22 protein-coding genes are annotated in these 24,737 nt (G+C 72.4%); 14 read left to right on the top strand and 8 right to left on the bottom strand.

Annotation, left to right across the window (positions count from 1 at the left end):
* Positions 1-239: 239 nt before the first annotated feature.
* From ACZ6ZT_RS11905 to ACZ6ZT_RS11895, 3 genes are all read right to left on the bottom strand, one after another.
* A complete protein-coding gene (locus tag ACZ6ZT_RS11905; protein ID WP_469718146.1) occupies positions 240-629 on the bottom strand; it encodes an amphi-Trp domain-containing protein in 390 nt (129 codons plus the stop codon).
* Between the two features lie 86 nt (positions 630-715).
* Positions 716-1,372, bottom strand: a complete 657-nt coding sequence (locus tag ACZ6ZT_RS11900) for a GAP family protein (RefSeq protein WP_469718142.1) — start codon at positions 1,370-1,372, stop codon at positions 716-718.
* Between the two features lie 66 nt (positions 1,373-1,438).
* Positions 1,439-1,858, bottom strand: a complete 420-nt coding sequence (locus ACZ6ZT_RS11895; RefSeq protein WP_469718140.1) for an SHOCT domain-containing protein — start codon at positions 1,856-1,858, stop codon at positions 1,439-1,441.
* 289 nt (positions 1,859-2,147) lie between these two features.
* Between ACZ6ZT_RS11895 and ACZ6ZT_RS11890 the strand changes: the two genes are divergently transcribed.
* Positions 2,148-3,581: a DUF2252 domain-containing protein gene (locus ACZ6ZT_RS11890; protein WP_469718138.1), complete on the top strand. Its 1,434-nt coding sequence runs from the start codon at positions 2,148-2,150 to the stop codon at positions 3,579-3,581.
* 145 nt (positions 3,582-3,726) lie between these two features.
* Complete coding sequence (locus ACZ6ZT_RS11885; RefSeq protein ID WP_469718134.1) at positions 3,727-4,155, top strand: hypothetical protein; 429 nt, start codon at positions 3,727-3,729, stop codon at positions 4,153-4,155.
* Between the two features lie 57 nt (positions 4,156-4,212).
* Here the strand turns inward: ACZ6ZT_RS11885 and ACZ6ZT_RS11880 are convergent, their stop codons facing one another.
* Positions 4,213-5,538 (bottom strand): chloride channel protein, encoded by a 1,326-nt coding sequence (locus ACZ6ZT_RS11880; RefSeq protein WP_469718130.1) that lies wholly within the window; start codon positions 5,536-5,538, stop codon positions 4,213-4,215.
* Positions 5,535-6,806, bottom strand: a complete 1,272-nt coding sequence (locus ACZ6ZT_RS11875) for a DUF2254 family protein (RefSeq protein WP_469718127.1) — start codon at positions 6,804-6,806, stop codon at positions 5,535-5,537. The genes ACZ6ZT_RS11880 and ACZ6ZT_RS11875 overlap by 4 nt, the downstream gene beginning before the upstream one ends.
* A gap of 258 nt (positions 6,807-7,064) precedes the next feature.
* On the opposite strand from ACZ6ZT_RS11875, the gene ACZ6ZT_RS11870 reads away from it, so the two are divergent.
* Both ACZ6ZT_RS11870 and ACZ6ZT_RS11865 read left to right on the top strand, forming a co-directional pair.
* On the top strand, positions 7,065-9,743 hold the full coding sequence (locus ACZ6ZT_RS11870) for a winged helix-turn-helix domain-containing protein (protein ID WP_469718125.1): 2,679 nt from the start codon (positions 7,065-7,067) through the stop codon (positions 9,741-9,743).
* Positions 9,744-9,859: 116 nt separating this feature from the next.
* Positions 9,860-10,057: a hypothetical protein gene (locus ACZ6ZT_RS11865; protein ID WP_469718122.1), complete on the top strand. Its 198-nt coding sequence runs from the start codon at positions 9,860-9,862 to the stop codon at positions 10,055-10,057.
* Here the strand turns inward: ACZ6ZT_RS11865 and ACZ6ZT_RS11860 are convergent.
* A complete protein-coding gene (locus ACZ6ZT_RS11860) occupies positions 9,969-10,841 on the bottom strand; it encodes a YhjD/YihY/BrkB family envelope integrity protein (protein ID WP_469718118.1) in 873 nt (290 codons plus the stop codon). The genes ACZ6ZT_RS11865 and ACZ6ZT_RS11860 overlap by 89 nt on opposite strands.
* Before the next feature lie 184 nt (positions 10,842-11,025).
* Positions 11,026-12,261: a hypothetical protein gene (locus ACZ6ZT_RS11855; protein WP_469718116.1), complete on the bottom strand. Its 1,236-nt coding sequence runs from the start codon at positions 12,259-12,261 to the stop codon at positions 11,026-11,028.
* Positions 12,262-12,551: 290 nt separating this feature from the next.
* Between ACZ6ZT_RS11855 and ACZ6ZT_RS11850 the strand changes: the two genes are divergently transcribed.
* Positions 12,552-14,174, top strand: a complete 1,623-nt coding sequence (locus ACZ6ZT_RS11850) for an MFS transporter (protein ID WP_469718114.1) — start codon at positions 12,552-12,554, stop codon at positions 14,172-14,174.
* 95 nt (positions 14,175-14,269) lie between these two features.
* On the opposite strand, the gene ACZ6ZT_RS11845 is transcribed toward ACZ6ZT_RS11850, so the two are convergent.
* Positions 14,270-15,673, bottom strand: coding sequence for a DUF2252 domain-containing protein (locus ACZ6ZT_RS11845; RefSeq protein ID WP_469718302.1), 1,404 nt, complete (start codon positions 15,671-15,673; stop codon positions 14,270-14,272).
* Positions 15,674-15,999: 326 nt separating this feature from the next.
* Here ACZ6ZT_RS11845 and ACZ6ZT_RS11840 point away from each other — a divergent pair, with 326 nt between their 5' ends.
* The 9 genes from ACZ6ZT_RS11840 (at position 16,000) to ACZ6ZT_RS11800 (ending at position 24,673) form a co-directional block, all read left to right on the top strand.
* Positions 16,000-17,310: a diacylglycerol/lipid kinase family protein gene (locus ACZ6ZT_RS11840; RefSeq protein WP_469718111.1), complete on the top strand. Its 1,311-nt coding sequence runs from the start codon at positions 16,000-16,002 to the stop codon at positions 17,308-17,310.
* 170 nt (positions 17,311-17,480) lie between these two features.
* Positions 17,481-18,305 (top strand): 2OG-Fe dioxygenase family protein, encoded by an 825-nt coding sequence (locus tag ACZ6ZT_RS11835; protein WP_469718107.1) that lies wholly within the window; start codon positions 17,481-17,483, stop codon positions 18,303-18,305.
* 120 nt (positions 18,306-18,425) lie between these two features.
* Entirely contained in the window at positions 18,426-18,755 is a 330-nt protein-coding gene (locus ACZ6ZT_RS11830) for an STAS domain-containing protein (protein ID WP_469718103.1), read from the top strand.
* A 155-nt stretch (positions 18,756-18,910) separates the two neighbouring features.
* Positions 18,911-19,816, top strand: a complete 906-nt coding sequence (locus ACZ6ZT_RS11825; RefSeq protein ID WP_469718100.1) for an AraC family transcriptional regulator — start codon at positions 18,911-18,913, stop codon at positions 19,814-19,816.
* 161 nt (positions 19,817-19,977) lie between these two features.
* Entirely contained in the window at positions 19,978-20,727 is a 750-nt protein-coding gene (locus ACZ6ZT_RS11820) for an SDR family oxidoreductase (protein ID WP_469718095.1), read from the top strand.
* Positions 20,728-20,945: 218 nt separating this feature from the next.
* Positions 20,946-21,608, top strand: a complete 663-nt coding sequence (locus ACZ6ZT_RS11815) for a hydrolase (protein WP_469718092.1) — start codon at positions 20,946-20,948, stop codon at positions 21,606-21,608.
* 5 nt (positions 21,609-21,613) lie between these two features.
* Complete coding sequence (locus ACZ6ZT_RS11810) at positions 21,614-22,126, top strand: DoxX family protein (protein ID WP_469718088.1); 513 nt, start codon at positions 21,614-21,616, stop codon at positions 22,124-22,126.
* Positions 22,127-22,331: 205 nt separating this feature from the next.
* Entirely contained in the window at positions 22,332-23,765 is a 1,434-nt protein-coding gene (locus ACZ6ZT_RS11805; RefSeq protein ID WP_469718083.1) for a dihydrolipoyl dehydrogenase family protein, read from the top strand.
* Between the two features lie 77 nt (positions 23,766-23,842).
* Positions 23,843-24,673: an alpha/beta fold hydrolase gene (locus ACZ6ZT_RS11800; protein WP_469718078.1), complete on the top strand. Its 831-nt coding sequence runs from the start codon at positions 23,843-23,845 to the stop codon at positions 24,671-24,673.
* Positions 24,674-24,737: the final 64 nt, after the last annotated feature.

Genomic DNA, 24,737 nt, shown 5'->3' with positions numbered 1-24,737 from the left:
AGTTGACAGGACATTGTCGTGCCGCGGAACGCCTCGACGGCTGCCGGGATCCGGCGGCAGGTGAACGCGCGCACGCTCAGGTTCCCGATTCAGCGCACCGCACCCAGGAACACCCGCGTGTGTGTGGGGGCTTCGAAGAGTTGGCTCCGGGGGGCCGGTTTCGAGGACGCGGCCATGGTCAGGCAGCGGCGGAGGCGCCGGGTCCGCTCAGCGTGGGCCGGCGTCCTGCCCCGGCCGTCTCAGGAGGTAGGTGCGGCCGCACGCTTGGTGCTTTTGCTCGCGTCGGCAGCGGTCTTCCGGCCGGACTTGGGCGTCGCCCTCTTGCGCGTCGCGGCGGTACCGGAGTTGGTTCCGGGGGCCGTGCCGGTGCCGGTGGCCGCCCGTGGGGACGTCGGCCGGCGTGCTGCGGTCGGCCACTTGAACTCGATCTCCAACTCGACCTCCCCGTCACCGATCTCGACCTCCACCTCGCAGCGGAGCTCGTCGGCGACCCGCAGGCTCAGCGTCCCGGTACCGAGGTCCAGTTCGGCGTCCGGGCCCTCCCGCAGCGCGTCGGCGAGCGCGGTGAGCTGGTCGGCCGCTTCGCTGCGGGACAGCGAGCGCTTCTGCTCCAGCTTGAGGTCCTTCATGGGTTTCTCCGATCCGTTCGGATTCGGCACAGGGAGCGCATCACGCGTCACCTCAATTCTGGGGCCGCGGAGGGGATCGCTCATCTTCAGCCGGTGAGCTGGTAGAGGCTCCTGCCGACGAGCCACAGGCCCAGGAGCAGACAGGTGAGGATGATCGCCGGCTCCTTGTTCCGTTCCAGCCACCTGCGCAGCGCCCTCAGCGTGCGCTGGGCCCTGGCGGGCCGGAAGACCATGAAGAGCTCCATGGCCAGCAGGGTGGAAGTGGCCAGGACGCAGAAGGCCGTCAGGGCCACGAAGGACGTGCCGTGGGACAGGTCGGCCTGGACGACGGTGGCGGCCGCGGCGCCGACCATCCCCCAGGGCTGGAGGAGTACGGCGAGGGCCGCCGCCGACCAGTAGCCGGCCTCGCCCTCACCAACATCGTCCCCGTGGGCCTCGTCCTCACGGGACGCCGCTGCCGCACGGCTGCGGCGGCGGCGTTCGCCGTACACGACCAGTCCGGCGCCGATGACGAGCGTGGCCACGAGGGCCGCGACGGACGGCGGGGAGCGGGGCGGCGGCGGCTGGCCGCCGGTGAGCAGGAGCACGACCGCCATGACCGCCACGAGGCAGGCCAGCCAGGCGAGGATGAAGACCAGGCCCTTGAGCGCGCCGCGCGGTGAGGACACCACCAGGACGAAGGCCATGACCGGCAGCGGGAAGAGGGTGACGGCCAAGCCGATGAGGATGAGGTCGAGCACCATGGCGGCGCGTCCCGTTCCTGTGGTTCCTGATCCCGTTCCGGATGCCGGTCCCGTACCGCCCGGTGTTCAGGAGGCGAGGACTTTGGCCTTGGCCTGCTCGTACTCGGCTGCGGTGATGTCGCCGCGGTTCTTGAGCTCGGCCAGCCGCGCCAGTTCGTCGGCGCTGCCGGCGGGGCCGGCGCTCTCGCGTACGTAGGAACGGAAGGCCTGCTCCTGGCGTTGGGCCCGCTTCAGCTCGCGTTCGCCCATGCTGCGTCCCCGGACGATCAGGTAGACGAAGACGCCCAGGTAGGGCAGCACGATGACGAAGAAGGTCCACAGGGCCTTGCCCCAGCCGTTCAGTTCGTCGTCCCGGAAGATGTCACCGATGACGCGGAAGAGCAGCATGAACCACAGCACCCACAGGAAGCACAGCATCATGGTCCAGAAGATGTTCAGCAGGGGGAAGCCGTAGTCCTCTGCCAGATCGAGCACCGGGTAGTGCATGGCCTTGTCTCCTGATCGGTCGCGGAGGAGTACGGCGCCCGACGCCGGACGCCTTCCGAACGAAGGACGTGGGAGGCGGTGGGCGGAGGGGCTCGGGATGGGACCCGGACCGCTGCTGTCACCCCTTCCATCCTGGGCCTGCTCCCCGGGGTGCGCCACGCGGGCGGTGAGGGCGCCGCCCCCTGCGCGGCGCCGGAGCAGGTCCTACGGTGGAGGAGGCCGGGCTGTCTTCCGGACGCGGGGCTCCACCCCCGTCCGGGGAGCCGTAGGGCCAGGCAGGAGCGCACCGATGTCCGCCTACGTCTCCACCACCGCGATGCGCGCGGTGCCCCACAGCACCCCCGAGGAACGCGCGGCTCGCGGCAAGCAGGCCCGGCGCGGTGCGCCGCGGTCTCAGCACGCGGCGTACCGGCCGTCCCCGGGCCGGCCGGACCCCTTGGCGATCCTGGAGGCGCAGTCCGCTTCGCGGGTCGGCGAGCTGGTGCCGATCCGGTACGGGAGGATGGCGGAGTCCCCGTTCCGCTTCTACCGGGGGGCTGCCGCGATCATGGCGTCCGACCTGGCCGGCTCCCCGGACTCGGGGATCACGGTCCAGCTGTGCGGGGACGCGCACCTGTTGAACTTCCGCCTGCTGGCCTCTCCCGAGCGGCGGCTGATGTTCGACATCAACGACTTCGACGAGACGCTGCCCGGGCCCTGGGAGTGGGACGTCAAACGGCTGTCGGCGAGTCTGGCCATCGCCGGCCGGGCGAACGGCCTCGACGACTCCGAGCGGGCCGGCATCGTGCGTTCCGCCGTCCGCGCGTACCGCGAGGCGATGCGCGGCTTCGCCGGCATGGGCAACCTCGACATCTGGTACGCGAAGATCGACGCGGACCGCCTTGAGGACCTGACCGCCGGTCAGCTCGACGCGCGAGGACGGCAGAAGCTGGCCGGGGCCATGGCGAAGGCGCGTGGCCGGGACACCTTGCAGGCCTTCGGGAAACTCACGGAACTGGTCGACGGGCAGCGGATGATCCGGGCGGACCCGCCGCTGCTGGTGCCGATCGCCGACCTCATGCCCGATGTCGAGCGCGGTGAACTCGAAGAGCGCATGCGCCGGCTGATGACCCGCTACGGGCGGACGCTGCCGAGCGACCGGCGGGCGCTCCTGGCGGACTACCGGCTCGCTGACATGGCCCGCAAGGTGGTCGGTGTCGGCAGCGTCGGCACCCGCTGCTGGATCCTGCTGCTGCTCGGCCGCGACGGGCGCGATCCGCTCTTCCTGCAGGCCAAGGAGGCCGATGCCTCCGTCCTCGCGGCGCACGTCGGCGCGAGCGGGTACCGCAACCAGGGCGAACGGGTGGTGGCGGGGCAGCGGCTCATGCAGGCTGCCAGCGACATCTTCCTGGGGTGGGAGCAGTTGGAGGGGATCGACGGCAGGCGGCGCGACTTCTACGTCCGGCAGCTGCGCGACTGGAAGGGGATCGCCATGCCGGAGACGATGTCCCCGGGACAGCTCAGTGCCTTCGGGGAACTCTGCGGCATGACCCTCGCCCGGGCCCACGCGCGGTCAGGCGACCGGATCGCGATCGCCGCCTACCTGGGCCGCGGCGAGTCCTTCGACCGGGCGCTGGTGGGCTTCGCGGAAGCCTATGCCGACCAGAACGAGCGCGACCACCAGGCCCTGATCGAGGCGGTACGGGACGGCCGCCTGAGGGCGGAGGAACTGACGTCGGCCTGACGGCGGTCGGCCCGTCCCCGGGAACCGGCGCGCGCCTGCGAACGGTGAGAGTGCGGATGCAGAAAGTCACTCCTGTGCATATTTTGGCGTCTGTGGTCATAGATATCGATCACACGGTTATGCCCCCTTTGAGGAAGGCCTCTCCATGAAGCGTTTCCCCGTGATCGGCGTGCTCTGCGTCAGCGCGGCGTTCGGTCTCGCGGCCTGTTCCGACGACAGCAGCTCACCGTCCGAGCAGGCCACTCAGGCCGCCGCTGACCTCTGCACCGACCTGAACGCCCTCAAGGCCGACAATGCCAAGCTCAAGGCACTGAACCCGGCAGTGGCGACGAAGGACGAGGTCAAGAGCACCACCGACGCGATCAAGAAGGACTGGGAGGGCGTGAAGAACAACCTCGACAAGATGAAGGAACAAGAGCGCAACGCGGTCAAGACGGCTGCCGAGAACCTCACCAAGGCGTACGACGACCTGCCCGGTGACACCACGGGCCAGGACGCGCTCACCAAGCTCCAGCCGCAGATCCAGTCGCTCGACCAGGCGACCACGCAGGCCTCGACCGGCCTCAGGTGCTGAGCGGACGACCCCGCGCCCGTCTGGCCCCCGCCGGGCGGGGGCCCCGTCCCCCGTCCCTCACGCGGTCTTCGCCCCGGGCAGCAGCTCCGTGACGACGAAGGCCGCGACCGCCGCCAGGATCACCACCGGCATCATGGCGGCACTGCCCAGCAGCAGCACGACGAGCACCACGCTGCTCACCGGCAGCCGCAACGTCGCCGCCGTCGCCGCCGCCATCCCCGCCGCCATCCCGGGGACGACGCCCAGCCCGGGCAGCGGCGCCAGCAGCACGCCCGCCGCCGCGCCGAGGAACAGCGCGGGGAACACCGGCCCGCCGCGCAGGGCGCCCAGGCAGAGCGTGTAGCCGGCGCCCTTGAAGAGCAGGACGGCGACCAGGGCGCCGGCGCCCCAGGCGTGCGGATCGACGGCCAGCGCGGCGAGCGTCCCCTGCCCCGAGGAGGCCACGTCGACCGGGGAACGGCCGGTGGCCAGGGCGTACAGCGCGGCGCAGACGGCCGCGCCCAGGGCGCACAGCACCGTTCGCGGGAGGATCCCCGCCGAGACGTACGAGGCCACCCGGCGGGCCCCCGCCAGCACCGGGTGCAGGACGGCGGCCAGGGCCACCCCGATGAGCAGGGCCCAGAACACGTCGGGCACGTCCAGGTGGGGGAACGGGGCGTACAGCCGCAGGGAGAGGTCGCCGGTCGCCAGCCCGGTCCAGCGCCCGAGCCCGGTGAACACCACGGAGCCGACCCCGCTGGAGAGCAGAGCCGGAAGCATCACCGCGAACAGCCGGGGCCCGCCCACCCCCGCCACCTCGATCAGCAGCACCGCGGCCACCAGCGGGTTCCCGAAGATCGCCGCGACGGCCGCCGCCGCTCCGGCCGCGCCCAGCAGCACCGGGCCCTGCGGAGTGTCCGACGCCCGGACGAGCCGGCGGAAGGCCAGCGCCAGGCCGCCGCCCAGCGCGATCAGCGGCGCCTCGGGACCCAGGACGGCGCCGAGCGGCAGGCACAGCGCCGCGAGCAGCACCCCCGGCACCGCCGCCGCCGAGGCCCCGCCCGTGTGCAGGCCGGACGCCGGGACGTGCCCGCCCGCTCCGGTAAGCCGGGCCGCGACGAGGCCGACGACCACGCCGGCGACGGCGAGCAGCGGGAAGGGCCACCACCAGGGCGGGGCGCCGAGGCCCAGCGCCTCCGGGACGTCGGCCCACAGGACGTGCTCCAGCTCGTGCAGGACCACCAGGAACCAGAACGCGGCGAGGGAGACCGGGATGCCGATCAGGGCGGAGAGGACGAGGGCCTTCAGGTAGCCGGGGCCGCGGAGCAGGCTGCGCAGGACCTCGGCCTCCTCGGGCTCGGCCGCGCCCGGGGGCGGGCCGGGCCGCGGCGGTGACTCCGTCATGGCGTGCTCCCTTTCCGTTCGTCCGTCGGCCCCCCGGTGTGCGGAGCGCCGCCGTCCGGCCAGATCAGCGGGTAGCGCTCGCGGCCCGTGCGCTCCACCCGGCGCAGCCGGTCCCGTACGACCTCCCGGCGGTCCTCGGGGCACCGCTCCAAGAGCCCGGCGAGCAGGGCGCGCAGCCGGCTCAACGCCATGGGCGAGCCGACGGCGGCGAAGGCGAGCTCGTCGACGGCGGTGTGGACGTACCGCTCCCAGTCGGGCACCGGGACCGTCACCCGCAGCCGGCCCGACGCGTCGTCGAAGCGGCCGATGGCCAGCTCCCGGTCGGCGAGGCGGGCCAGCAGGTCCTCCGTACGGTCCATGCTCTCGACCGCCGTCGCGGGGTCGTTGACCGCCGGGGACAGGGCCCGCAGGGCGATGTCGGCGAGCAGCCTGAGGGGCAGTTCGGGGTCCTGCTCGAAGGTCCGTTCGATTCCGGTCAGCAGGGCGGCGCGCACCTCCCGCGCGGCCGGGGCGGAGCCCGTCACCTCGGCGAGGAGCGTGTCGCGGGACAGCGGCCGGCCCGGGGCGGTACGCAGCAGGATCGCGCAGTCGTGCCGCTCGGCCAGAGCGACCAGCGCGGATACGTTCACCTGCTGGAGCACGACCGCCGGCCCGGTCCAGCGGATGGGGACGGCCGCGGGGGCGGCGGTGGCCGGGGGCGCGGCGGGGCGGGCGGGGTCGTACGGGTCCGCGTACAGGGCGTCGAAGAGCCGGTGCCCGCGACGCGTGATGGCGGTCAGCGAGTGCGCGAGCTGGATCGAGTCGAAGGCCCTCATCTGGAGCGTCCTCATCAGGGTGAGGGCCACCAGCGTGAGCACCATCGCGACGCACGGCAGCACGGCCGACACGCTCGTGCGGGCGCCGATGGACAGGCCCGAGGCGACGCTGAAGACGAACACGCCGACGGTGAAGGCGAAGGTCCGCCAGACGATCGGCTCGTCCCGGAAGAGGCCGAGCCGCGGGGTGAAGGCGCTCGCCGAGAACTGCACGACGAGGAACAGCATGGAGTAGATGATGCTGACCAGGCTGATGACGCCGAACCCGAGGGTGAACAACAGCGTCGCCGCCCGGCCGGCGTCGACCTGTGGCCCGGCGCGGAGCAGTGGCACCAGCAGCCCCAGCACCAGTCCGAGGACCGCGCACACCAGCTGGGAGAGGTCCCGGCGCATCGCGCGCCGGGGGCGGCGGAAGACCGTGCCCACGGGGCGCCGTTCGGTCGAGCCGGACATCCAGCCTCCTCCACGGCCCACCGTCGGACGGGAGCCCGCTGAGGATGCAATCACGGGAAGGCCGGGAGGATGCGGTGAAATGCCGGATATCAGGCATTTCTTCGCCATTCTCGTGCAAGGGAGACCCGGAGTGTGCGCTGCCGGTATGCGACGTAAGATCGACGGCAAAGGCATGCATCGCAACCCGGTTCACACGTCGGCGTAGGGGGACCTCCCAGAGCGCGGCGCTCCGCGCCCGCCTTCCTCCCGGTGATCGCCATGGGTGAAGAACCCGAAATCTCCTGCTTCTCCGGTTCCCGGCTTCCGGTGCTGCCGTCCGGCGACGCGATGCTGTCCAGCCGCTTCGCGGTTCCCTCGGTACCCCCCGGTTTCGTGCGCAGGTCACGCCTCGCGGCACAGCTGACCGAAGGTGTCCGCGGGCCCCTGACCCTGGTCACCGGGCCGGCCGGAGCCGGCAAAACCCTGCTCGTCGCCGACTGGCTCGCCCGGAATCCGGTCCCCTGGCCCACCGCGTGGCTGACCTTGGAGTCCGGCGACGACGCCCCGGGCACGTTTTGGGCCTGTTTCCTCCAGAGCCTGTGCCAGCACCGGTCCGCCCTCACCGAAGACGTGGGCAGCCCGGCGCGCGCCGACGAGGTCGACCGGTCGCTCCTCGTACGCCTTGCCGCGTATCTGAGCGGACTCACCGGTCCGGTGCTCCTGGTGCTCGACGAGTTCGACAGGGTGTCGTCCCCGGAGGTCGCGGACCAGGTCGAATTCGTCCTACGGCATTCCGGCCCCGTACTGCGCCTCGTTCTCATCAGCCGCACGGACCCGCTGCTGCCGCTCCACCGGCGGCGTGCCGCAGACGAGATCGCCGAGGTCCGCGGGGCCGACCTCGCCTTCACCCAGGAGGAAACGGCCGCCTTGCTGGCCGGGCACGGGCTGCACCCGACGGCCGAGGCGGTACGGCTGCTGTGCGGGCGCACGGAAGGCTGGGCAGCCGGGATCAGGCTGTGCGCCCTGGCGATGCGGCGGGCGCCGGACCCGGACGCGTACCTGAGGGAATTCGAAGCGGGCCACAGTACGGTCGCCGATTTCCTGCTGGGCGAAGTGCTGGCCACACAGCCCTCGAAGACGCAGGACCTGCTGCTGCGCACCAGCATCCTGGAACGGACCCACCCCGACCTCGCGAACGCCATGACCGGCCGCGAGGACGGCGAAGCCGTCCTGGCCGCGCTGGAGCGGTCGAACGCGTTCGTCACCGCGGTCGGCCACTCGTGGTACCGGCACCACCCGCTCTTCGCGGAGATCCTGCGGGTGCGCCTGCGGTCCTGGAACCCGGGGCTGGAACGGGAACTGCACCGCACGGCGGCACGTTGGCTCTGCGCGGCCGGGCAGCTCACCGACGCTCTGCCACACGCCGCCGCAGCGGCCGACTGGGACTTCGCCGCGACGCGGCTTGTCGACCACCTCGCACTCGGACAGCTGTTCACGGGCCTCGACGCCGGCAAACTGAACGCGGTCTTCGCGGGCATGCCCCACGACACCCGGGGCGCGGCGCCCGAGCTGGTGCGGGCGGCGCGTGCCCTGGCCCGGTACGACGTCACCGCCGGGCTCGCGCATCTGCGCCCGGCCGGGGAACGCCTCGTGGACGACGCGGAGGCCGGGCCCGCCGTCGCACTCGGCCGCGCGTTCCTGCGGGTGCAGGCGGCCAGGCTGCTCGGTTCGGCGGACATGGCCGAAGGGGCCGCGGCGGACGCCGGGCGACTGACCCGGCAGCTGCCTTCCGAGGAACTGGACCGGCACCCCGAACTCTCTGCTCTTCTGCTGACCGGTCTCGGGTCCGCACAGCTGTGGGCCGGGCACCTCGACGCCGCCAGGAGAACGCTGGCCGCCGCGGTGCGGACCCCCGACGGCCCCGGCACAGCGTTCCCCCGCCATGAGGCCCTGGGCGGGATCGCCCTGATCGACTACCTGCACGGGTGGCCCGGGAGGGCCGCGGCCACCGCCCGGGAAGCCGTTGCGCAAGCGGCGAGGGCCGGGCTGGCACCGGCCCACTGTGGCGGAGCCGCCCACCTGGTCCTGGCCGGCGTCGCCATCGATCACGACGACCTCCGGGCCGCTCGCGCCGACTTGGATCGCGCCGCAGCGTCCTGCGGCGCCCGCGAAGATCCGGTCATCGCCGCGGCCCTCACCGTTCTGCACTCCCGGCTCCTGCTGGCGGCCGGGCAATCGCAGGCGTCACTGGACGTGCTCACGGGAGCCGACGACCATTCGGCGGCGGGCCTGCGCTCGCCCTGGGTGACCTCCTGGCTGGCCCTGGCCGTGTCCACCGCGCACCTGGCACTCGGACGGCCCGAGGCCGCGCTGGACGCCTTGGGCGCGGACCTGGACGGCAGCCGGGAATGCGCCGTCGCCGCGGCCCGCGCCCACATCGCCCGTGGCGAGGGCGAGCGGGCGGCCGACGCCCTCGACCTCCTCCTCGCCGAGCCCGGCGCAGGTCCCGCCGTCACCGTGGGGGCACTGCTGGCCCGGGCCGAGGCGGCCGACTGCCTGGGAGACGCGGCGGCAGCCCTGCGCCTGGCCGTCCGCGCCCTCGGCCTCGCCCGCCCCGAGCACCTGTGCCGCCCCTTCCGCGACGCCGGACCGTGGCTGCGCCGGACCCTGCGGGGCCGACCGACCCACGCGGACGACTGGCTCTCTCCCGCACCCGTCGGCGCGTCCTTGGCGGAGCGGGGAGGGACGACGGCGCTCCTCGTCGTCGAACCGCTCAGCCCCCGCGAGCACGACGTCCTGGAGCGTGCGGCGCAGATGCTGTCGACCGAGGAGATCGCCGCCGACCTGTGTCTGTCCGTCAACACCGTCAAGACCCACCTCAAGAGCATCTACCGCAAGCTCTGCGCCAGCCGCCGCGGCGAAGCGGTGCGGCGGGCCCGTGAGCTCCAACTGCTCTGAACGCCCCGTCCACCGGCACGGCTCCACGCTCACCTGCGCGGGGTGAGTCCCCACTGCCGCCTCCCGCTCACCATGAGACAGAGGGGGGAATTCGTCCGTCGGGAGAGAGCGGCCCCATGCGATACGAGATACGCATCGGCGGACAGATGTCCGAGGCGCTCAGCGGGGCGTTCCCCGAGCTGGACAAGTTCGTCGTGTCCGATGAGACGGTCCTGTTCGGTCCCGTCACCGACGAGGCCCACCTGTACGGCCTGCTGTCCCGTTTCCAGTCCCTCGGCCTGCACGTCCTGGAGATGCGTCGGCTTCCGGATTAGGCGACGTGCCCAGCCATCGGTTGAAGGGACGCTCGTGGGCGAGGACGTAGCCCAGCGAAATGCCGAGGGAGACGAGAGCGAACAGGACGATCAGCCAGGACAGCAGGGTGAAGACGGAGCCGAGCGGGCCGAACTGGCTCACGCTGTGGTTCAACGCGGCCGGCAGGTAGAGCCGCGACACGGTGGGCGTGAGGGCAGCCGCGATGCCCGTGAGCAGCGCACCGGGCAGCAGGGGAAGCCACCGGACGCGGCCGCCGAGGAGAAGGTGCTGGGTCCACCACCACAGCAGAACGCCGGCGATCACCGACAGCGGGATGCCCAGCCACGCACTGACGCCGAACCCGCTGCGCAGGGTCTCCTGGAACAGCAGAAAGACCAGCCAGACCAGCAACCACGCCACCCATCGCCACGCCGCCAGCCGAGAGCCCGCCTTCGGAAGATGCCACGAGCGTTCGCACAGCCGCTGCAGCGCTCGGCTACAGGCCGTGGCCGACAGGATGGTGACCACCGCTCCCATCGCACCGTACGCGTCACGCGTCTGCTCACTCGTCGGCGTGTACACCCGCTGCACCTGCTCCAAGGAGGCCCCGTCAAGGCCGAGAACGGCCCGCAGCGAGGAGACCAACTGCTCACGCAGGCCCGGCGGGGCGTAGGCGCCGACGACGAACAGCACGGGCAGCGCGGTCAGGAAGGTCTGCGCGGCCAGACGCGTGGCGTTGTCCAGAATCCTGATGTGGCCGAGTTGCGCGAAGGCCCGCTCGACCGGCGGAGGGAGGCGGCGCATGGCCGGTGGGCCGTCAGCCGCTCACGTACGCGGCGAGCGGGACTCGGTGGCCGGCGGCGTAGGCACTCCGACCGGTGCTCCGTGCGGCAGCGGTCGGCCGGGACGGGCGAAAGGCATGACGGTTCTCCTCAGTTCGTGCCGGGGACTGCCCGGTGGCCACCACAGATCACCCTTGCGGGCCGTGTCACCCCCGGCCGTCCGGGTGCGGCTCGGCGGGCCGCTCCGCTTCCGCGGTCGCCCGGCCGGACGCGGCCAGCAGCGCGAGCAGTGCCAGGACGGCGAGCAGGACGAGGACCAGAAGCAGGATCGTGAGAACCGTCGGGTGGTTCCACAGAGCGAAGACCAGGGCCACGACGAGCAGCGCGGCCACGCTGATCCACCGGCGGTACGTCTGGAACCACATCCCGGCCCGTCCCGCGTGGACCTGGTGGCGGTACGCCCACAGGGCGGCGGAGTCGGCGGTGCGGTCGGACACGCCGCGCACCGAGCGCGGCAGCCGGCCGGGACCGACCAGATAGGCGCCCAGTGCGATGACGATGCCGAGCACGACGGCCGTGCGCAGGCTGACCCGCAGGAAGCGCACGAGCGTGTCGAAGATGGCGGCGGCCGCGGCCGGGGACTGGACCTGGGCGGGGAGGTGGTCGAGGTAGTAGCGCCGGGCGACGACCAGCCCGATGATCATCACCAGACAGGCGAAGGCCGCGCCCAGGGCCGTGCGCGCGAGGGCCCGGCGGCGGTGGTGGGCCAGCAGCACCCCCGCCGTGCCGATCAGGACGACGAACAGAAGGATCCAGTTCCCGATCACATCCAGCAGGTGAGCGCCGCCGCGGATCTTTTCCAGCTTGTCGGACTGGAAGAGCACCATCTGTTTGTCGACGTCCGGGATCTTGCTCGCGGGGGAGAGCCCGGCGGCCACGAGCTCCTCCCTGATCCGGTCCACGGCCGCGCCGACATCGAGGGTGACCGTACCGTCGTCGATTCCCACCGCCCCGCGCCCCTCGCCGGTGAGGGCGCGCACCACGGCCGTGTGGGCAGCCCGGTTCGCTCCCGTCCAGACATCGGCGAACTGATCGCTCCGCACCACCCGCGTGGCCACCTTGGTGACCGCTTCGTCGACGGCGGAGTCGAGCTGCGGTGCCAGTCCCTCCAAGGCCTTGGCGGCCTTGGGCGGCAATCCCCGCGACTGGAGCCAGGCCGATACGTCCGACACCACCTCGCGTGCGTCCACACGGACGTCGACGGCCTGCGTGGCGCGATGGACCGCCGCGTCCTGCACAGCGGGTTCGGTGGCGAGAGGAGCCATCGTGGACACGTACCGGTCGGTGTCGAGGACGATGTCGTGCACCCAGACGGTGAGCAGCGCGACGGGCACCAGCACGCAGGTCAGGACGATGAAAATCGCCGAGGCCGTACGTCGCACGATGCGGCCGCCCGGTGATCCGCGCGCATGACCGTCTGCCCCGCCCCCCGGGCCCTCCGGGTGTGCGGGCTCGTTCGGGGGCTGCTCGTGGGGACTGGTCACGGAGGCTCCGGGAGAGGTCGGTGGTCTGCCTCCATTGCGGACCCGGTGGCCCCTCACGGCACGTCCGGTGGACCGTACGGGCGAAGGAGCCCGAGTACGCGCCGGACCGCGTACGGGGCGTACCCCGGTCGGTGGACTCGCGCGGCGAGCCGACGGGCGGCCCTCCCTCTGCGTGGAAGGCTCCGTACATGGCAGCCAAGGCACATGAGACACCCGCCTCCGGAAAGGCGAAAGCCGCGCGGTCCGTCCTGCTGACTCTGGCGGCCGGCCAGTTCCTGATGGCCCTGGACAGTTCGGTCATGAACGTCTCGATCGCCACGGTGGCGCAGGACATCGGCACCACGGTGAGCGGCCTCCAGGGCGCGATCACGGCCTACACGCTGGTCATGGCGATGCTGATGATCAGTGGTGGCAAGGTCGGGGCACTGATCGGCCGCAAGAGGGCGTTCATGATCGGTTGCGTCATCTACGGATGCGGGTCCCTCACCACGGCGCTCGCCCCGAACCTCACCGTTCTGCTGCTGGGCTGGTCGTTCCTGGAAGGGGTGGGAGCGGCGTTGATCCTGCCGGCGATCGTGGCCCTCGTCGCCTCGAACTTTCCGGTGGAGCGACGACCGGCCGCCTACGGGCTGGTCGCCGCCGCGGGCGCGGTGGCGATCGCGGTGGGTCCGCTCGTCGGCGGTGTGGCGACCACCTACTTCTCCTGGCGCTGGGTGTTCGCCGGCGAAGTGGTGGTCGTACTGGTGATTCTCCTGCTCGCCCGCAGGGCTGCCGACGCACCCCCCGGAGCCAGACCGCGCATCGACGTCCTCGGCGCGGTCCTGTCCGCACTGGGCATCGGGCTGTTCGTCTTCGGCGTGCTGCGCACCAGCGAGTGGGGCTGGTTCCGGCCCAAGGCCGGTGCGCCGTCGTGGTTCGGCCTTTCTCCCGTCGTGTGGCTGGTGCTGGCCGGTCTGCTGCTCGTCTGGCTCTTCTTCCGCTGGGAGGAGCGCCTGGTCTCACGTGGTACCGAGCCCCTGGTGGATCCGGGGCTCATGCGCAACCGGCAGCTCACCGGCGGTCTTATGATGTTCCTCTTCCAGTACCTCGTCCAGATGGGCGTGTTCTTCGTCGTACCGCTCTACCTGTCCGTCGCGCTGGGCCTGTCCGCGGTCAAGACCGGTGTGCTGCTCCTGCCCCTGTCGATCTCCCTGCTGGCCTCCGCGGTCGGGATCCCCAGGTTCCGTCCGCACGCCTCACCGCGGCGCGTGGTGCGACTGGGAATCCTGCTGATGCTCGTCGGCGCCGTCGTCCTGCTGGCGGCCCTGGACGCGGATTCCGGAGCCGCCGTCGTCACCGTCCCGCTGCTGTTGATCGGACTGGGCATGGGGGCGCTGGCCTCCGAGCTCGGGGCGGTCACCGTGTCCGCCGTCCCGGACGAGCAGACCGCCGAGGTCGGCGGAATCCAGAACACCGTCACCAACCTCGGCGCCTCGATCGGCACCGCCCTCGCCGGGTCCATCCTCATCACGGTGCTGACCGCGTCCTTCCTCGCGACCATCGAGACCAACCCGGCGATCCCGGCATCGGTCAAGGACCAGGCGAACACCCGGCTCGTCGGCGGGGCACCTTTCCTGTCGGATGCCCAGCTCACCGCGGCACTCGACGAATCGGGTACGGATCCCGCGGTGGCCCAGAGCGCCCTCGACGCCAACGCGACGGCGCGCATCGACGGTTTGCGGGCCGCGCTCGCCGTCCTCTCCCTGGCCGCGCTGACCGCGCTCTTCTTCACGCAGCGCATTCCCTCGACCCAGCCCGGAGCCAGGCCCTGAGGCCGCCGGCCTGCCGCTGACCGTGCGCAAGAAGCGGCGCCGGGTGAAGCCGATGACGACCCCTCTCGGGGCCGGTCCGGTGCGGAGAGGGGTGATCAGCCCTCGGCCGTCGGTACGCGGCCGGTGCGCGCGGCTTCGACGAGCAGGTCGTAATCACGTTGGTTCTGGTCGGCGTAGGCCTCGGCGAATCCGACCAGCGCGCGGTCGAAGGCGTCCCCCGTGCCGAGATAGGCGGCGATGGCGACGGGGTCGCCCGAACGCGCATGACCCCGTGCCAGCGAGAAACCGCAGGCACGGGCCAGGAGACACAGGCCCTTCGGGCGCATGGTCTCCGTCGGCAGCGCCCCCTTCCAGTCGAGCAGCTGCCTGACGTAGAAGTCCCGGCGCAGGCCGTCGATGCCCGTGACCTGGGCCCAGCCGAGGAAGATGTCACTGGTGGCCTGCATCAACCGCTGCCCGGTGACGACGCGTCGGCCTTGGCTTTCGTACGCCGCGGGGGCGACGTAGGGGGCCAGTACGGACTCCCCGGCTTCCTTCGCCTGGAGCAGCAGCGGGTCGTCCTCGTCCCGGCCGGCCAGCAGGACGATCCAGCAACGGGTGCCGACGCTGCCGACGCCCCCCACTTTGCGCGCCGCGTCGACGACGTGGAAGCGTGCGAGCAGGTCCCGGCGCTCGGGCGCGAGGGTGTGCCCGTAGGCGTCGATGATCCCCCGTACGGCGGTGTCCGCGTCCGTACCGGCTGACTCCTCCAGCAGGTCGGACAGCGGAACGATCAGCGGCGGATCGGGCACGATGCGCAGCCTCCCGTCGGCTCGGTGGGTGAGCTTGGCGAGCGCCTGGAGGTGGTCCCTCGTGCGGGCCCTGGCAAGGACCCGGTCGGTCCGGCGCAGGGCGCGCTTGCCGCCCTGGGCGGCGATCAGCCGCAGGGCGTCGGAGTCGTCCTGGGCGTACCAGATGTCCAGGACGCGCATGCCGGCGAGACGTCGCATCCGCCGCCGGTACGCGGATACGGCCTCACGTACGACCGCGGCCCGTTCCCGCGCCGTGAAGCAGTTCTCGCGGCCGGCGATGGCGAGGCTCGCGGCGAGACGTTTGACGTCCCATTCGAAGGGGCCCGGGTGGGTCTCGTCGAAGTCGTTCACGTCGAAGACCAGGGAACGCTCGGGCGAGGCGAAGAGGCCGAAGTTCAGGACGTGGGCATCTCCGCACAGCTGGACGGTGAGGCCCGTGTGGGGTGCGGCCCCGAGGTCGGCGGCCATGACGGCGGCGGCCCCTCGGTAGAAACGGAAGGGTGACGGGAGCATCCGGCCATAACGGACGGAGGCCAGCTCCGGAACGCGCGTCGCGGCCTGATCTTGAAGCACCTCGACGGGATCGGGTCGGTGCGCGCCCGGTTCGAACCGGGCATGCTGGGAGCGCGGTATGTTCGCACGTACCCCTTTACCGCGTTCGGCCCGTTCGGCCGGGGTGAGCGCACCGCCTGCGCGTCCTTCGGACATGATCATGGCGCTGCCGCCTTCTGCCTGCGTCGTCCGTCTGCCCGCGCGCCATCCGCCTTCCGCGTACCACCGGACCGGTGTCGCGCGTCTCCTGGCCCATGCTGAGCGGTGTTCCGTCCGTGCGAACTCACCCGGCGCAGGTGAGAATCGGCTCGGGGGTCCGGGACACCGGGTTTTGCCCGCATGATCTCGTCCCGCGGTCTTGATCGCGTGCCCCGCACCTCACCCGGGCCGGGCGATGCGCGCGGCACCGGGCCAGGTCGCCAATGGACAGTGCGGTGACCGCACGGTTCTGCCGCGGGTCGACGGGAGGTGACGGCGTGGGCATGCGCGCCAAGGCCCGTGTGGCCCTGCTGGCCGGCGCGGCGGCGCTCGCCGTCATGATGGTCTTCGCCGGTCTCCGCGGTCTTGTCCTCACCGCGGTGGGAGTGGCCGGCGTGGCCGTCACCGCGGCCTCGGCCTGGCTGTTCCTGGCCCACCACGGGCCGGTCCGGTGGCTTTCCCTCGCGCTCGGCCTCGCCGCCCCCGCCGCTCTGGTGCTCGCGTACGTGCACGCGGGACTCCTGTGGGTGGTGCTGGGCGCGCTGGCCCTGTGGGCGTTGGCCGTGGCGGCCGGGCGGGCGGCGCTGGCCGACGAGGCGCTGTCGGGGATGCCGGGACGTCCGGCACGGCCGCCGCGACACCCGTTCCTGATCATGAATCCCCGCTCGGGTGGCGGAAAGGTCGGTATCCACCACCTCCGGGAGAAGGCCGAGGCGCTCGGCGCCGAGGTGGTGGTGCTCGACCCGGAGCACCACCAGGACGTCACCGCCCTCGCGCGGCGCGCCGTGGAGCGTGGCGCCGATCTGGTCGGTGTGGCCGGTGGTGACGGCACCCAGGCCCTGGTCGCCGCGGTCGCGGCGGAGCACGACGTTCCGTTCCTGGTCATCAGTGCCGGCACGCGCAACCATTTCGCCATGGACCTCGGACTGGACCGGCGGAACCCGTCGACCTGTCTGGACGCGCTGACCGACGGAGTCGAGGTACGGGTGGACCTCGGTCGCATAGGTGACCGGACCTTCGTCAACAACGTCTCTTTCGGCACCTACGCGGAAGTGGTGCGGGACCCCGCGTACCGCGACGACAAGATGCGTACGACGCTGAGCCTCCTACCGGACCTCCTGGCCCGCCGGACCGGACCCCGGCTGACCGTGCGCACCGACGACGGAACCGCCGTCGAAGAACCGCAGGCCGTGCTGGTGAGCAACAACCCCTACGGCACGGGTGACGTCGCGGGCCTCGGCCGTCGCCCCCGCCTCGACTCGGGCCTCCTCGGCGTCCTCGGGGTGAAGGTGGACAACGCCGCCCAGGCCGCGGGCGTCCTGCGCGGCCGGAACTTCACGGGGCTGACGACGCTGACCGCACGCGAGGTGGTGGTGGATTCGGACGCACCGCACGTCCCCGTCGGGATCGACGGAGAGTCGCTCACGATGCCGGCACCGGTGCGCTGCCGGGTGGGGCCAGGTGCGCTGCGCGTGCTGGTGCCCAGGCACCGGCCCGGGAACCGCGGGGGAATCCCGATGAACTGGGCCGGCGTACGCAGACTGGCCCTCGGCATGGGCCGCGCGGCGGGCGTACGTGCGCGGCCCCCTCGGTAGGCGCCCCGAGGAACGTAGCGGGTGCCCGGGCCCGTGGGTTCACCTGACCGGCGGCCGTGTGACGGCGCCGGGCCGCCGCCCGTGTCAGCCTGGGATCCCCACGACCTGCCACGACGCGTGGCCGCACAGCCGCCCGAGGCCGAGCTGTGCCCGGTGGCTCAGGAGGCCCGGTGAAGCAAGCCCCGACCCTGTACGACCGCCGCCCGCACACCGCCGACGCGGTCACCGACGCCCTGCGCGGCCAGGGCTTCGCCCGCTACCGCGCCGCCGACCTGGACCTGGACCCGGACGCGCACCGCCGGGACCTGGCGGAGATCGAGACCGTCTTCGCCGCGCTCCCCCTCGACCCGTACGCGCCCGGAACCCACCGGTTCCGCCGCTACTCCCACGCCGTGTACCTGCCGTGGACCGGGCAGCTGTCCTTCACCCCGGGCGCCCCCGACCCCGTCCACGGCACGGTGACCGAGTACTGGCAGGACGACCACAACCCGGAGTTCCCGGACGTACGCCGCCGCCTGCCCGACCTGCCGACCACCCTGCACGACAACGCGCTCCTGCAACGCCTGATCCACACCGACCTCGCACACGCCATGTGGCTGGAGGACCTCCAGCGCACCCCGGTCTACGTCGGCGTCCACTTCCTCAAGCTCGCCGTCGACGCCGACGCCGAAACCGCCGTGTCCTCGCCCGACTGCCTCCACCAGGACGGCGGGAACGCGGCGACGTTCACCTTCGCCCACTTCATCGGCTCCACGAACATGAGCGGCGGCGAGAACGTCATCGCCACCCCCGAGTCCGCCGGCCGCCGGCCCGCGGACCTCCCCGACAGCGTGCTGCACGCCCGCTTCACCCTCACCGAGCCCCTCGACGGGTACGCCGTCCACGACCACCGCGTCAGCCACTACGTAGCCCCGGTCAGCCGCGGTGACGGCCCGGGCCCGGGCGAGCGCCGCATCCTCATCATCGGCCTGGCCCCATACGGCCCCCGCCTCTAGGACGACGCCTCGCGCTGGACCCGGCCGTCGAGACCCGCGCGCTGACGCGGCGGCCTTCTTGCCCCGGACGCCCGCCGCCGCCGAGAATGCCCGCAGGCTCGACGTGGGGAGTGTGCGGGGATGGATCAGCAGGTCACGGTCCTGCCGGACGACGATGGCATCCGGGTCATCACGTGCGCGGGTGAGTTCGACCAGGACACGCTGCAACCGCTCGCGGCGGCCGGCATGGCGGCCACCGCCGCACCGGATGTCCGCCGGATCATCGTGGACGTCAGCCAGGTCACCTTCGCCGACTCCTCCATGCTCAACCTGATGCTGCGCCTGCTGCGCTCGGGCCGCCTCGTCCTGGCCGGCCCCGTGCCGGCGCGGCTCGACCGGCTCCTGCACCTCACGCAGGCGCGCGACCTCTTCCAGATCGCCGACGACATCACCACGGCGCGCACCCTGTAGGGGTGGCAGCCGTGGCGGCTTTCTCCCCGCCGGGGGAGTGGGACGGTGTTCCTGAACGGCCCTGGCCTGCGGAAACGTAGAGCGATGCCCGCGCGTGCGTGCACGATCCTCCTGTGCCGGGCGGCTGCGCCGTGACAGGGTGCTGCAATGGGGGCATGCACCTCGAAGAGCTCCGCGCCCTGCTGGCCAGGCATGCCCGCGCAGACTGGACCACCGCCCTCGACGGGGTGCTGATCTCGAAGGTGGACCGGTCGGATCCGCCCGCACCCTCGATGTCGGGCACGGTGCTGGCGGTCATCGCCCAGGGCGCCAAACGGCTCGCACTGGGCGAGAGGGTCTACGCGTACGGCCCCGGCCAGTACCTGGTGGCGTCCGTCGACCTCCCCGTCACCGGCCAGTTCACCCAAGCCGATCCCGAGCGGCCGGCCCTCGGCTTCGGACTCACGCTGGAACCGGCCACCGTCGCCGAACTGCTGTTGCGGGCCGGCCCCGGAGACATCCCCCGCTCCGGGACGGGCGCACCGTCGGGGATCGCCGTCAGCGACGCCCCGCCGGGCCTGCTCGACGCGGTGGTCCGGCTGCTGCGTCTGCTGGACGAACCCCGCGACCGGGCCGTACTGGCACCGCTGGTCAAGCGGGAGATCCTGTGGCGCCTGATCACCGGCGAGCAGGGGGCGGCGGTCCGCCAGCTCGGCCTCGCCGACAGCGGCCTCAGTCACGTCTCCCGCGCCGTGCGCTGGATCCGCGAGCACTACGCCGAGCCCTTCCGGGTCGAGGACGTGGCGCGGCTGTCCGGCATGAGCGCGTCCGCGTTCTACCGCAACTTCCAGGCGGTGACCGCGATGAGCCCCATCCAGTTCCAGAAGCAGATCCGGCTCCAGGAGGCCCGGCTGCTGCTCGCCAGCGACCCCGGCGACGTCACGGGGGTCGGCCGGCGCGTCGGCTACGACAACCCCTCGCAGTTCAGCCGCGAGTACCGCCGCCAGTTCGGCGAACCCCCGAGGCGCGACGCCGCCCGCCTGCGGGAGTCGGCGCGCACTCCCGCGTCCGTACTGCCCTGAGCCGACGAGAAGCGCCGCGCGGGAGGATCGTGCAAGAGGAGGCGAGGATAGTTCTACTATCTGCGCAGCTCAGAGCGCTTCAATGGGATCAGCACTTCTTCCGCCGGGCAGGAACATGCCTGTCCCTCCGCGGATCCCACCGCCGTCGCAAGGGGCCCGACATGAACACCGTACTGATCACCGGCACCTCCTCCGGATACGGGCGGGAGACCGCCCTCCACTTCCACGCGCAGGGGTGGAACGTCATCGCCACGATGCGGACGCCGCGCCCGGGCATCCTGCCCGAGTCCGACCGGCTGCGCGTCATCGAGCTCGACGTGACCAAGCCGGAGAGCATCACCGCCGCGTTCGCGGCGGCGGGCCCGGTCGACGCCCTGGTCAACAACGCGGGCATCCCGTCCATGGGCGTCTTCGAGGGCACCTCCATGGCCCGGGTGCGGGAGGTGTTCGAGACCAACACGTTCGGCGTGATGGCGATGACGCAGGCGGTGCTGCCCCAGCTGCGCGAACGCGGCTCCGGGGTGGTGGTCAACGTGACCTCCAGCGTGGTGCTGGGCCACATGCCGCTCACGGCCGTCTACAAGGCGAGCAAGATGGCCGTCGAGGGGTTCACCGCATCGCTCGCGCTCGAACTGGCGCCCTTCGGCGTGCGGGCGAAGACGGTCGAGCCGGGTGCCTGCCTGACGACGAACTTCGGGGCCAACGCGGCGAAGGACGGGACGCCGGCCGAACTGGTGGCGGCGCCCTACGCGGAGTTCGTGAAGAAGTCCATGGACGACTTCATGGGCGAGGACCTGTTCACCAAGGAGAGCGACGTCGCCGAGACGGTGTGGCGGGCCGTGCACGACACCACCGGCCAGCTCCGGTTCCCGGCCGGCCCCGACGCGGTCCGGCTCGCCCAGGCGAAGTGAGCCCGGCGGACCGGCCGTCGCACCCCGGGACGCGGTGCGGAAGGGCCCTGGAAGCGCGCAGAGCGGGCGGGTGCGGCGGCTGGTGCGCTCTCGTGCCAGTTCCCGTGCCCTGGCGGCAAAGACGGTCAGCCGGGGCGGTCATAGGTTCGGGATGAGCCGGGCCGCGACGGAAAAGCGGCCGGCGAACCCCTCATGACCGCTCCGGGAGGACGCCCCTCATGTTCGACACCCACAAGGTCCAGGCCGCCCCGAGCCGGGACCTGCTCACGCCGGACAACGCGGTGATGGTCTTCGTCGACCACCAGCCGCAGATGTTCTTCGGCACCGGGAGCGGCGACCGCGCCTCGATCATCAACAGTACCGTGGGCCTCGCCAAGGCGGGCCTGGCCTTCGACGTACCGGTCGTCCTGACCACGGTGGCCGCCGAATCCTTCTCCGGTCCGCTCCTGCCCCAGCTGGCCGACGTGTTCCCCGGACACGAGGTCATCGACCGCACCAGCATGAACGCCTGGGAGGACGAGGCCCTCGTCGCCGCGGTCAAGGCCACCGGCCGCAAGAAGATCATCCTGTCCGGTCTGTGGACCGAAGTGTGCCTCGTCCTGCCCGCGCTGTCCGCGCTGGAGCAGGGCTACGAGGTCTACGTGGTCGCCGACGCCTCCGGCGGCGTCACCCCGGCCGCGCACGAGCACGCCCTCCAGCGGATGCTGGCCGCCGGCGCCGTGCCCGTGACCTGGGTGCAGGTGCTGCTGGAGCTCCAGCGCGACTGGGCGCGCCAGGAGACGTACCCCGCCGTGATGGAGATCGTGAAGGCGCACGCGGGCGCGTACGGCCTGGGCGTCGTGTACGCGCAGGCCGTCATCGGCGCGCACGCGGCCGGCTGACCGCCTTGGACACCGGCATTCTGATCCTGCGTCTGCTCGTGGGCCTGCTCGTCGCGGGCCACGGGGTGCAGAAGGTCAGCCGGCGCCTGGGCGGCAAGGGGCTCGACGGCGGCGCGCGGGAGTTCCGCGCGGACGGGTTCCGCGGCGGGACCCTCACCGCCCTCGCCGCGGGCGGCGGCCAGATCGGATCCGGCCTCCTGCTGGCCGCCGGGTTCCTGACGCCGCTCGCCGCGACCGGGGTCATCGGTGTCATGACCGTCGCCCTCACCGTGAAGTGGCCCCACGGACTCTGGGTGCAGAACGACGGGTACGAGTACCCGTTGTTCCTGATCGGCGCCGCCGCGGCCCTGGCCGCTACCGGCCCCGGCGCCTGGTCCCTGGACGCCGCCTGCGGCCTGACGCCGTACCCCCTGTGGTGGACGGCCGTCGTCCTCGCGGCCGGCCTGGGCAGCGGACTGCTGACCCGGCTCGCCCTGCACCGCGCCCCGGCCGCCGGAACCCCCGCCACCCGGCCCTGAGCCGTCCACCCTCCCCGTACCGGCCCACGGCCGCAGACCGGACCCGGCCGGCCGCGTATCCCCGTACCCGCGTCCGGCCGGGTCCTCCCACCCCGTCCCGCCGCTTCCCGATCGCCCGACTGACCTGCTCACTGGAGTACTTGATGCAACCCGCACCCACCACCGCACGCGAACACCTCGCCGGCACCCCGCCGGTGCGCGCCTGATGGACGGAACGTACGACGTCGTGGTGATCGGCGCCGGCCCGGCCGGTGAGGTCGTCGCCGACCGGATCGTCCAGGCCGGGCTGAGCGCCGCCGTCATCGAGGCCGAAGCGGTCGGGGGCGAATGCTCCTACTGGGCGTGCGTACCGAGCAAGGCCATGCTGCGCCCCGGCGCGGCCCGCCAGGCCGCGCTCGCCGTCGAAGGCGCCCGGCAGGCGGTGACCGGGCCGCTGGACGCGGCCGCCGTCCTGGCCCGTCGCGACCGCTTCACCGCCCGCGGCGCGGACGACGGCCAGGCCGACTGGCTCAGCGGCGCCGGCATCACCCTCGTACGGGGCCACGGGCGGCTCGCCGGGGAGCGCCGGGTCGAGGTCACCGGGGCCGATGGCGGAGTCCTTACCCTGCGGGCCCGGCTCGCGGTCGTGCTCAGCACGGGCACGGAGGCCGCGCTGCCACCCGTCGAAGGGCTGGACCGGATCGGCGTGTGGACCAACAGGGAGGCCACCGCGGCCGACGCGGTCCCCGCCCGGCTCGTCGTGATCGGCGGGGGAGCGGTGGCGTGCGAGATGGCCACCGCCTGGCGTTCCCTCGGCGCGGCCGTCACCCTCCTCGTCCGCGACCGGGCCCTGCTGACCGGCTGGGAGCCGTACGCGGCCGAGGAGGTCGCGCGGAGCCTGACCGACCAGGGGGTCACGATCCGCTTCGGGGTCTCGGCGACCCGTGTCTCCCGGGACGCGGGCACCGGTGAGGTGACCGTCGAGACCGACGACGGCTCCGCACTGGTCTGCGACGAACTGCTGGCCGCCGTCGGCCGCCGGCCGCGCACGACCGGCCTCGGCCTGGAGCACGTCGGACTGGCCGCCGGGGAGTGGCTCCAGGCCGACGCCGACTGCCGCGTCACCGCCGTGGACGAGGGCTGGCTGTACGCCGTAGGCGACGTGAACCACCGCGCGCCGCTCACCCACATGGCCAAGTACCAGGCCCGCGTGTGTGCCGCGGCGATCGCCGGACACGCGGCGGGCCGCTGCGACGGCACCGTACGCCGGCACGCCAGGAGCGTCGACGCCGGCGCCGACCGCACCGCCGTCCCGCAGGCCGTCTTCACCCGGCCGGAGATCGCCTGCGTCGGACTGACCGAGCGGGCGGCCCGGGAAGCGGGCATCGAGGTGCGCACGGTCGAGTACCGGATCGACGACGTCACCGGAGCCCGGCTGTACGCGGACGACTACCGCGGCCACGCCAAGCTCGTCGTCGACGCGGACCGCGGGGTGATCGTCGGCTGCACCTTCACCGGCCCCGGGGCCGCCGAGCTGATCCACACCGCCACCGTCGCGATCGTCGGCGAAGTCCCGCTGGAGCGCCTGTGGCACGCCGTCCCCGCCTTCCCCACGGTCAGCGAGATCTGGCTGCGCCTGCTGGAGGCGTACGGCCTCTAGCCCCCCTCACACGCCCGTACAGCAGAACCCCGACCCGCACCCCGACACACCTGAGAACAGAGACAGAGGACCACAGCATGCCGTTCATCAAGGTCGCCGAAGGCAACTCCGCTCCCGTCGAGCTCTACTACGAGGACCACGGCACCGGTCAGCCCGTCGTGCTGATCCACGGCTGGCCGCTGAACGGGGCCTCCTGGGAGAAGCAGACCTCCGCGCTGCTCGCCGCGGGCCACCGGGTCGTCACCTACGACCGTCGCGGCTTCGGCCGCTCCGACCAGCCCGCCGACGGCTACGACTACGACACCTTCGCCTCCGACCTGCACGAGGTGCTCACCGCGCTGGACCTGCGCGACGCCGTCCTCGTCGGCTTCTCGATGGGCACCGGCGAAGTCGCCCGCTACCTGGGCACCTACGGATCCGGGCGCATCGCCAAGGCCGTCATGATAGGCGTGGTCCCGCCCTTCCTCCTGAAGACGGACGACAACCCGGGAGGCGTCGACGCGAGCGTCTTCAAGGGCATCGAAGAGGCCCTCACCGCCGACCGGTACGCGTTCCTGACCGCCTTCCTCGCCGACTTCTACAACGTCGACGTCCTGGGCGGCGACCGCATCAGCGAGCAGGCCGTCCAGGCAAGCTGGAACGTCGCCGTGGGCGCCTCGGCCAAGGGCACCCTCGACTGCGTCCAGGCCTGGCTCACGGACTTCCGCGCGGACCTGCCGCGCATCGACGTCCCCACGCTGATCATCCACGGCGACGCCGACCGCACGCTGCCCATCGACGCCACCGCGATCCCCCTGGCCCAGCACATCAGCGGCGCCCGGCTCACGATCGTGCCCGGCGGACCGCACGGTCTGACCTGGACCCACGCCGACGAGGTCAACGCGGCGCTCCTCGCCTTCCTCGCCTGAGGCGCACAAGCTCCACCAGGCCGCCGGTCCGTCCGCCGCCGAACGGCTGACGGACCGGCGTGCC

The organism is Streptomyces sp. NPDC102258 (assembly GCF_055584685.1).
Note: the sequence above shows the minus strand (reverse complement) of the source record. Positions and strands in the feature narration are given on the sequence as shown.

Bases quoted from the DNA above. Each gene is read 5' to 3' on its own strand.
- ACZ6ZT_RS11890 (WP_469718138.1), top strand. From the start codon at position 2,148: ATGTCCGCCTACGTCTCCACCACCGCGATGCGCGCGGTGCCCCACAGC.
- ACZ6ZT_RS11860 (WP_469718118.1), bottom strand. From the start codon at position 10,841: ATGCGCCGCCTCCCTCCGCCGGTCGAGCGGGCCTTCGCGCAACTCGGC.
- ACZ6ZT_RS11825 (WP_469718100.1), top strand. From the start codon at position 18,911: ATGCACCTCGAAGAGCTCCGCGCCCTGCTGGCCAGGCATGCCCGCGCA.
- ACZ6ZT_RS11805 (WP_469718083.1), top strand. From the start codon at position 22,332: ATGGACGGAACGTACGACGTCGTGGTGATCGGCGCCGGCCCGGCCGGT.
- ACZ6ZT_RS11800 (WP_469718078.1), top strand. From the start codon at position 23,843: ATGCCGTTCATCAAGGTCGCCGAAGGCAACTCCGCTCCCGTCGAGCTC.
- ACZ6ZT_RS11815 (WP_469718092.1), top strand. From the start codon at position 20,946: ATGTTCGACACCCACAAGGTCCAGGCCGCCCCGAGCCGGGACCTGCTC.
- ACZ6ZT_RS11885 (WP_469718134.1), top strand. From the start codon at position 3,727: ATGAAGCGTTTCCCCGTGATCGGCGTGCTCTGCGTCAGCGCGGCGTTC.
- ACZ6ZT_RS11850 (WP_469718114.1), top strand. From the start codon at position 12,552: ATGGCAGCCAAGGCACATGAGACACCCGCCTCCGGAAAGGCGAAAGCC.
- ACZ6ZT_RS11840 (WP_469718111.1), top strand. From the start codon at position 16,000: ATGCGCGCCAAGGCCCGTGTGGCCCTGCTGGCCGGCGCGGCGGCGCTC.
- ACZ6ZT_RS11875 (WP_469718127.1), bottom strand. From the start codon at position 6,806: ATGTCCGGCTCGACCGAACGGCGCCCCGTGGGCACGGTCTTCCGCCGC.
- ACZ6ZT_RS11900 (WP_469718142.1), bottom strand. From the start codon at position 1,372: ATGGTGCTCGACCTCATCCTCATCGGCTTGGCCGTCACCCTCTTCCCG.
- ACZ6ZT_RS11830 (WP_469718103.1), top strand. From the start codon at position 18,426: ATGGATCAGCAGGTCACGGTCCTGCCGGACGACGATGGCATCCGGGTC.
- ACZ6ZT_RS11895 (WP_469718140.1), bottom strand. From the start codon at position 1,858: ATGCACTACCCGGTGCTCGATCTGGCAGAGGACTACGGCTTCCCCCTG.
- ACZ6ZT_RS11865 (WP_469718122.1), top strand. From the start codon at position 9,860: ATGCGATACGAGATACGCATCGGCGGACAGATGTCCGAGGCGCTCAGC.
- ACZ6ZT_RS11820 (WP_469718095.1), top strand. From the start codon at position 19,978: ATGAACACCGTACTGATCACCGGCACCTCCTCCGGATACGGGCGGGAG.
- ACZ6ZT_RS11870 (WP_469718125.1), top strand. From the start codon at position 7,065: ATGGGTGAAGAACCCGAAATCTCCTGCTTCTCCGGTTCCCGGCTTCCG.
- ACZ6ZT_RS11880 (WP_469718130.1), bottom strand. From the start codon at position 5,538: ATGACGGAGTCACCGCCGCGGCCCGGCCCGCCCCCGGGCGCGGCCGAG.
- ACZ6ZT_RS11845 (WP_469718302.1), bottom strand. From the start codon at position 15,673: ATGTCCGAAGGACGCGCAGGCGGTGCGCTCACCCCGGCCGAACGGGCC.
- ACZ6ZT_RS11905 (WP_469718146.1), bottom strand. From the start codon at position 629: ATGAAGGACCTCAAGCTGGAGCAGAAGCGCTCGCTGTCCCGCAGCGAA.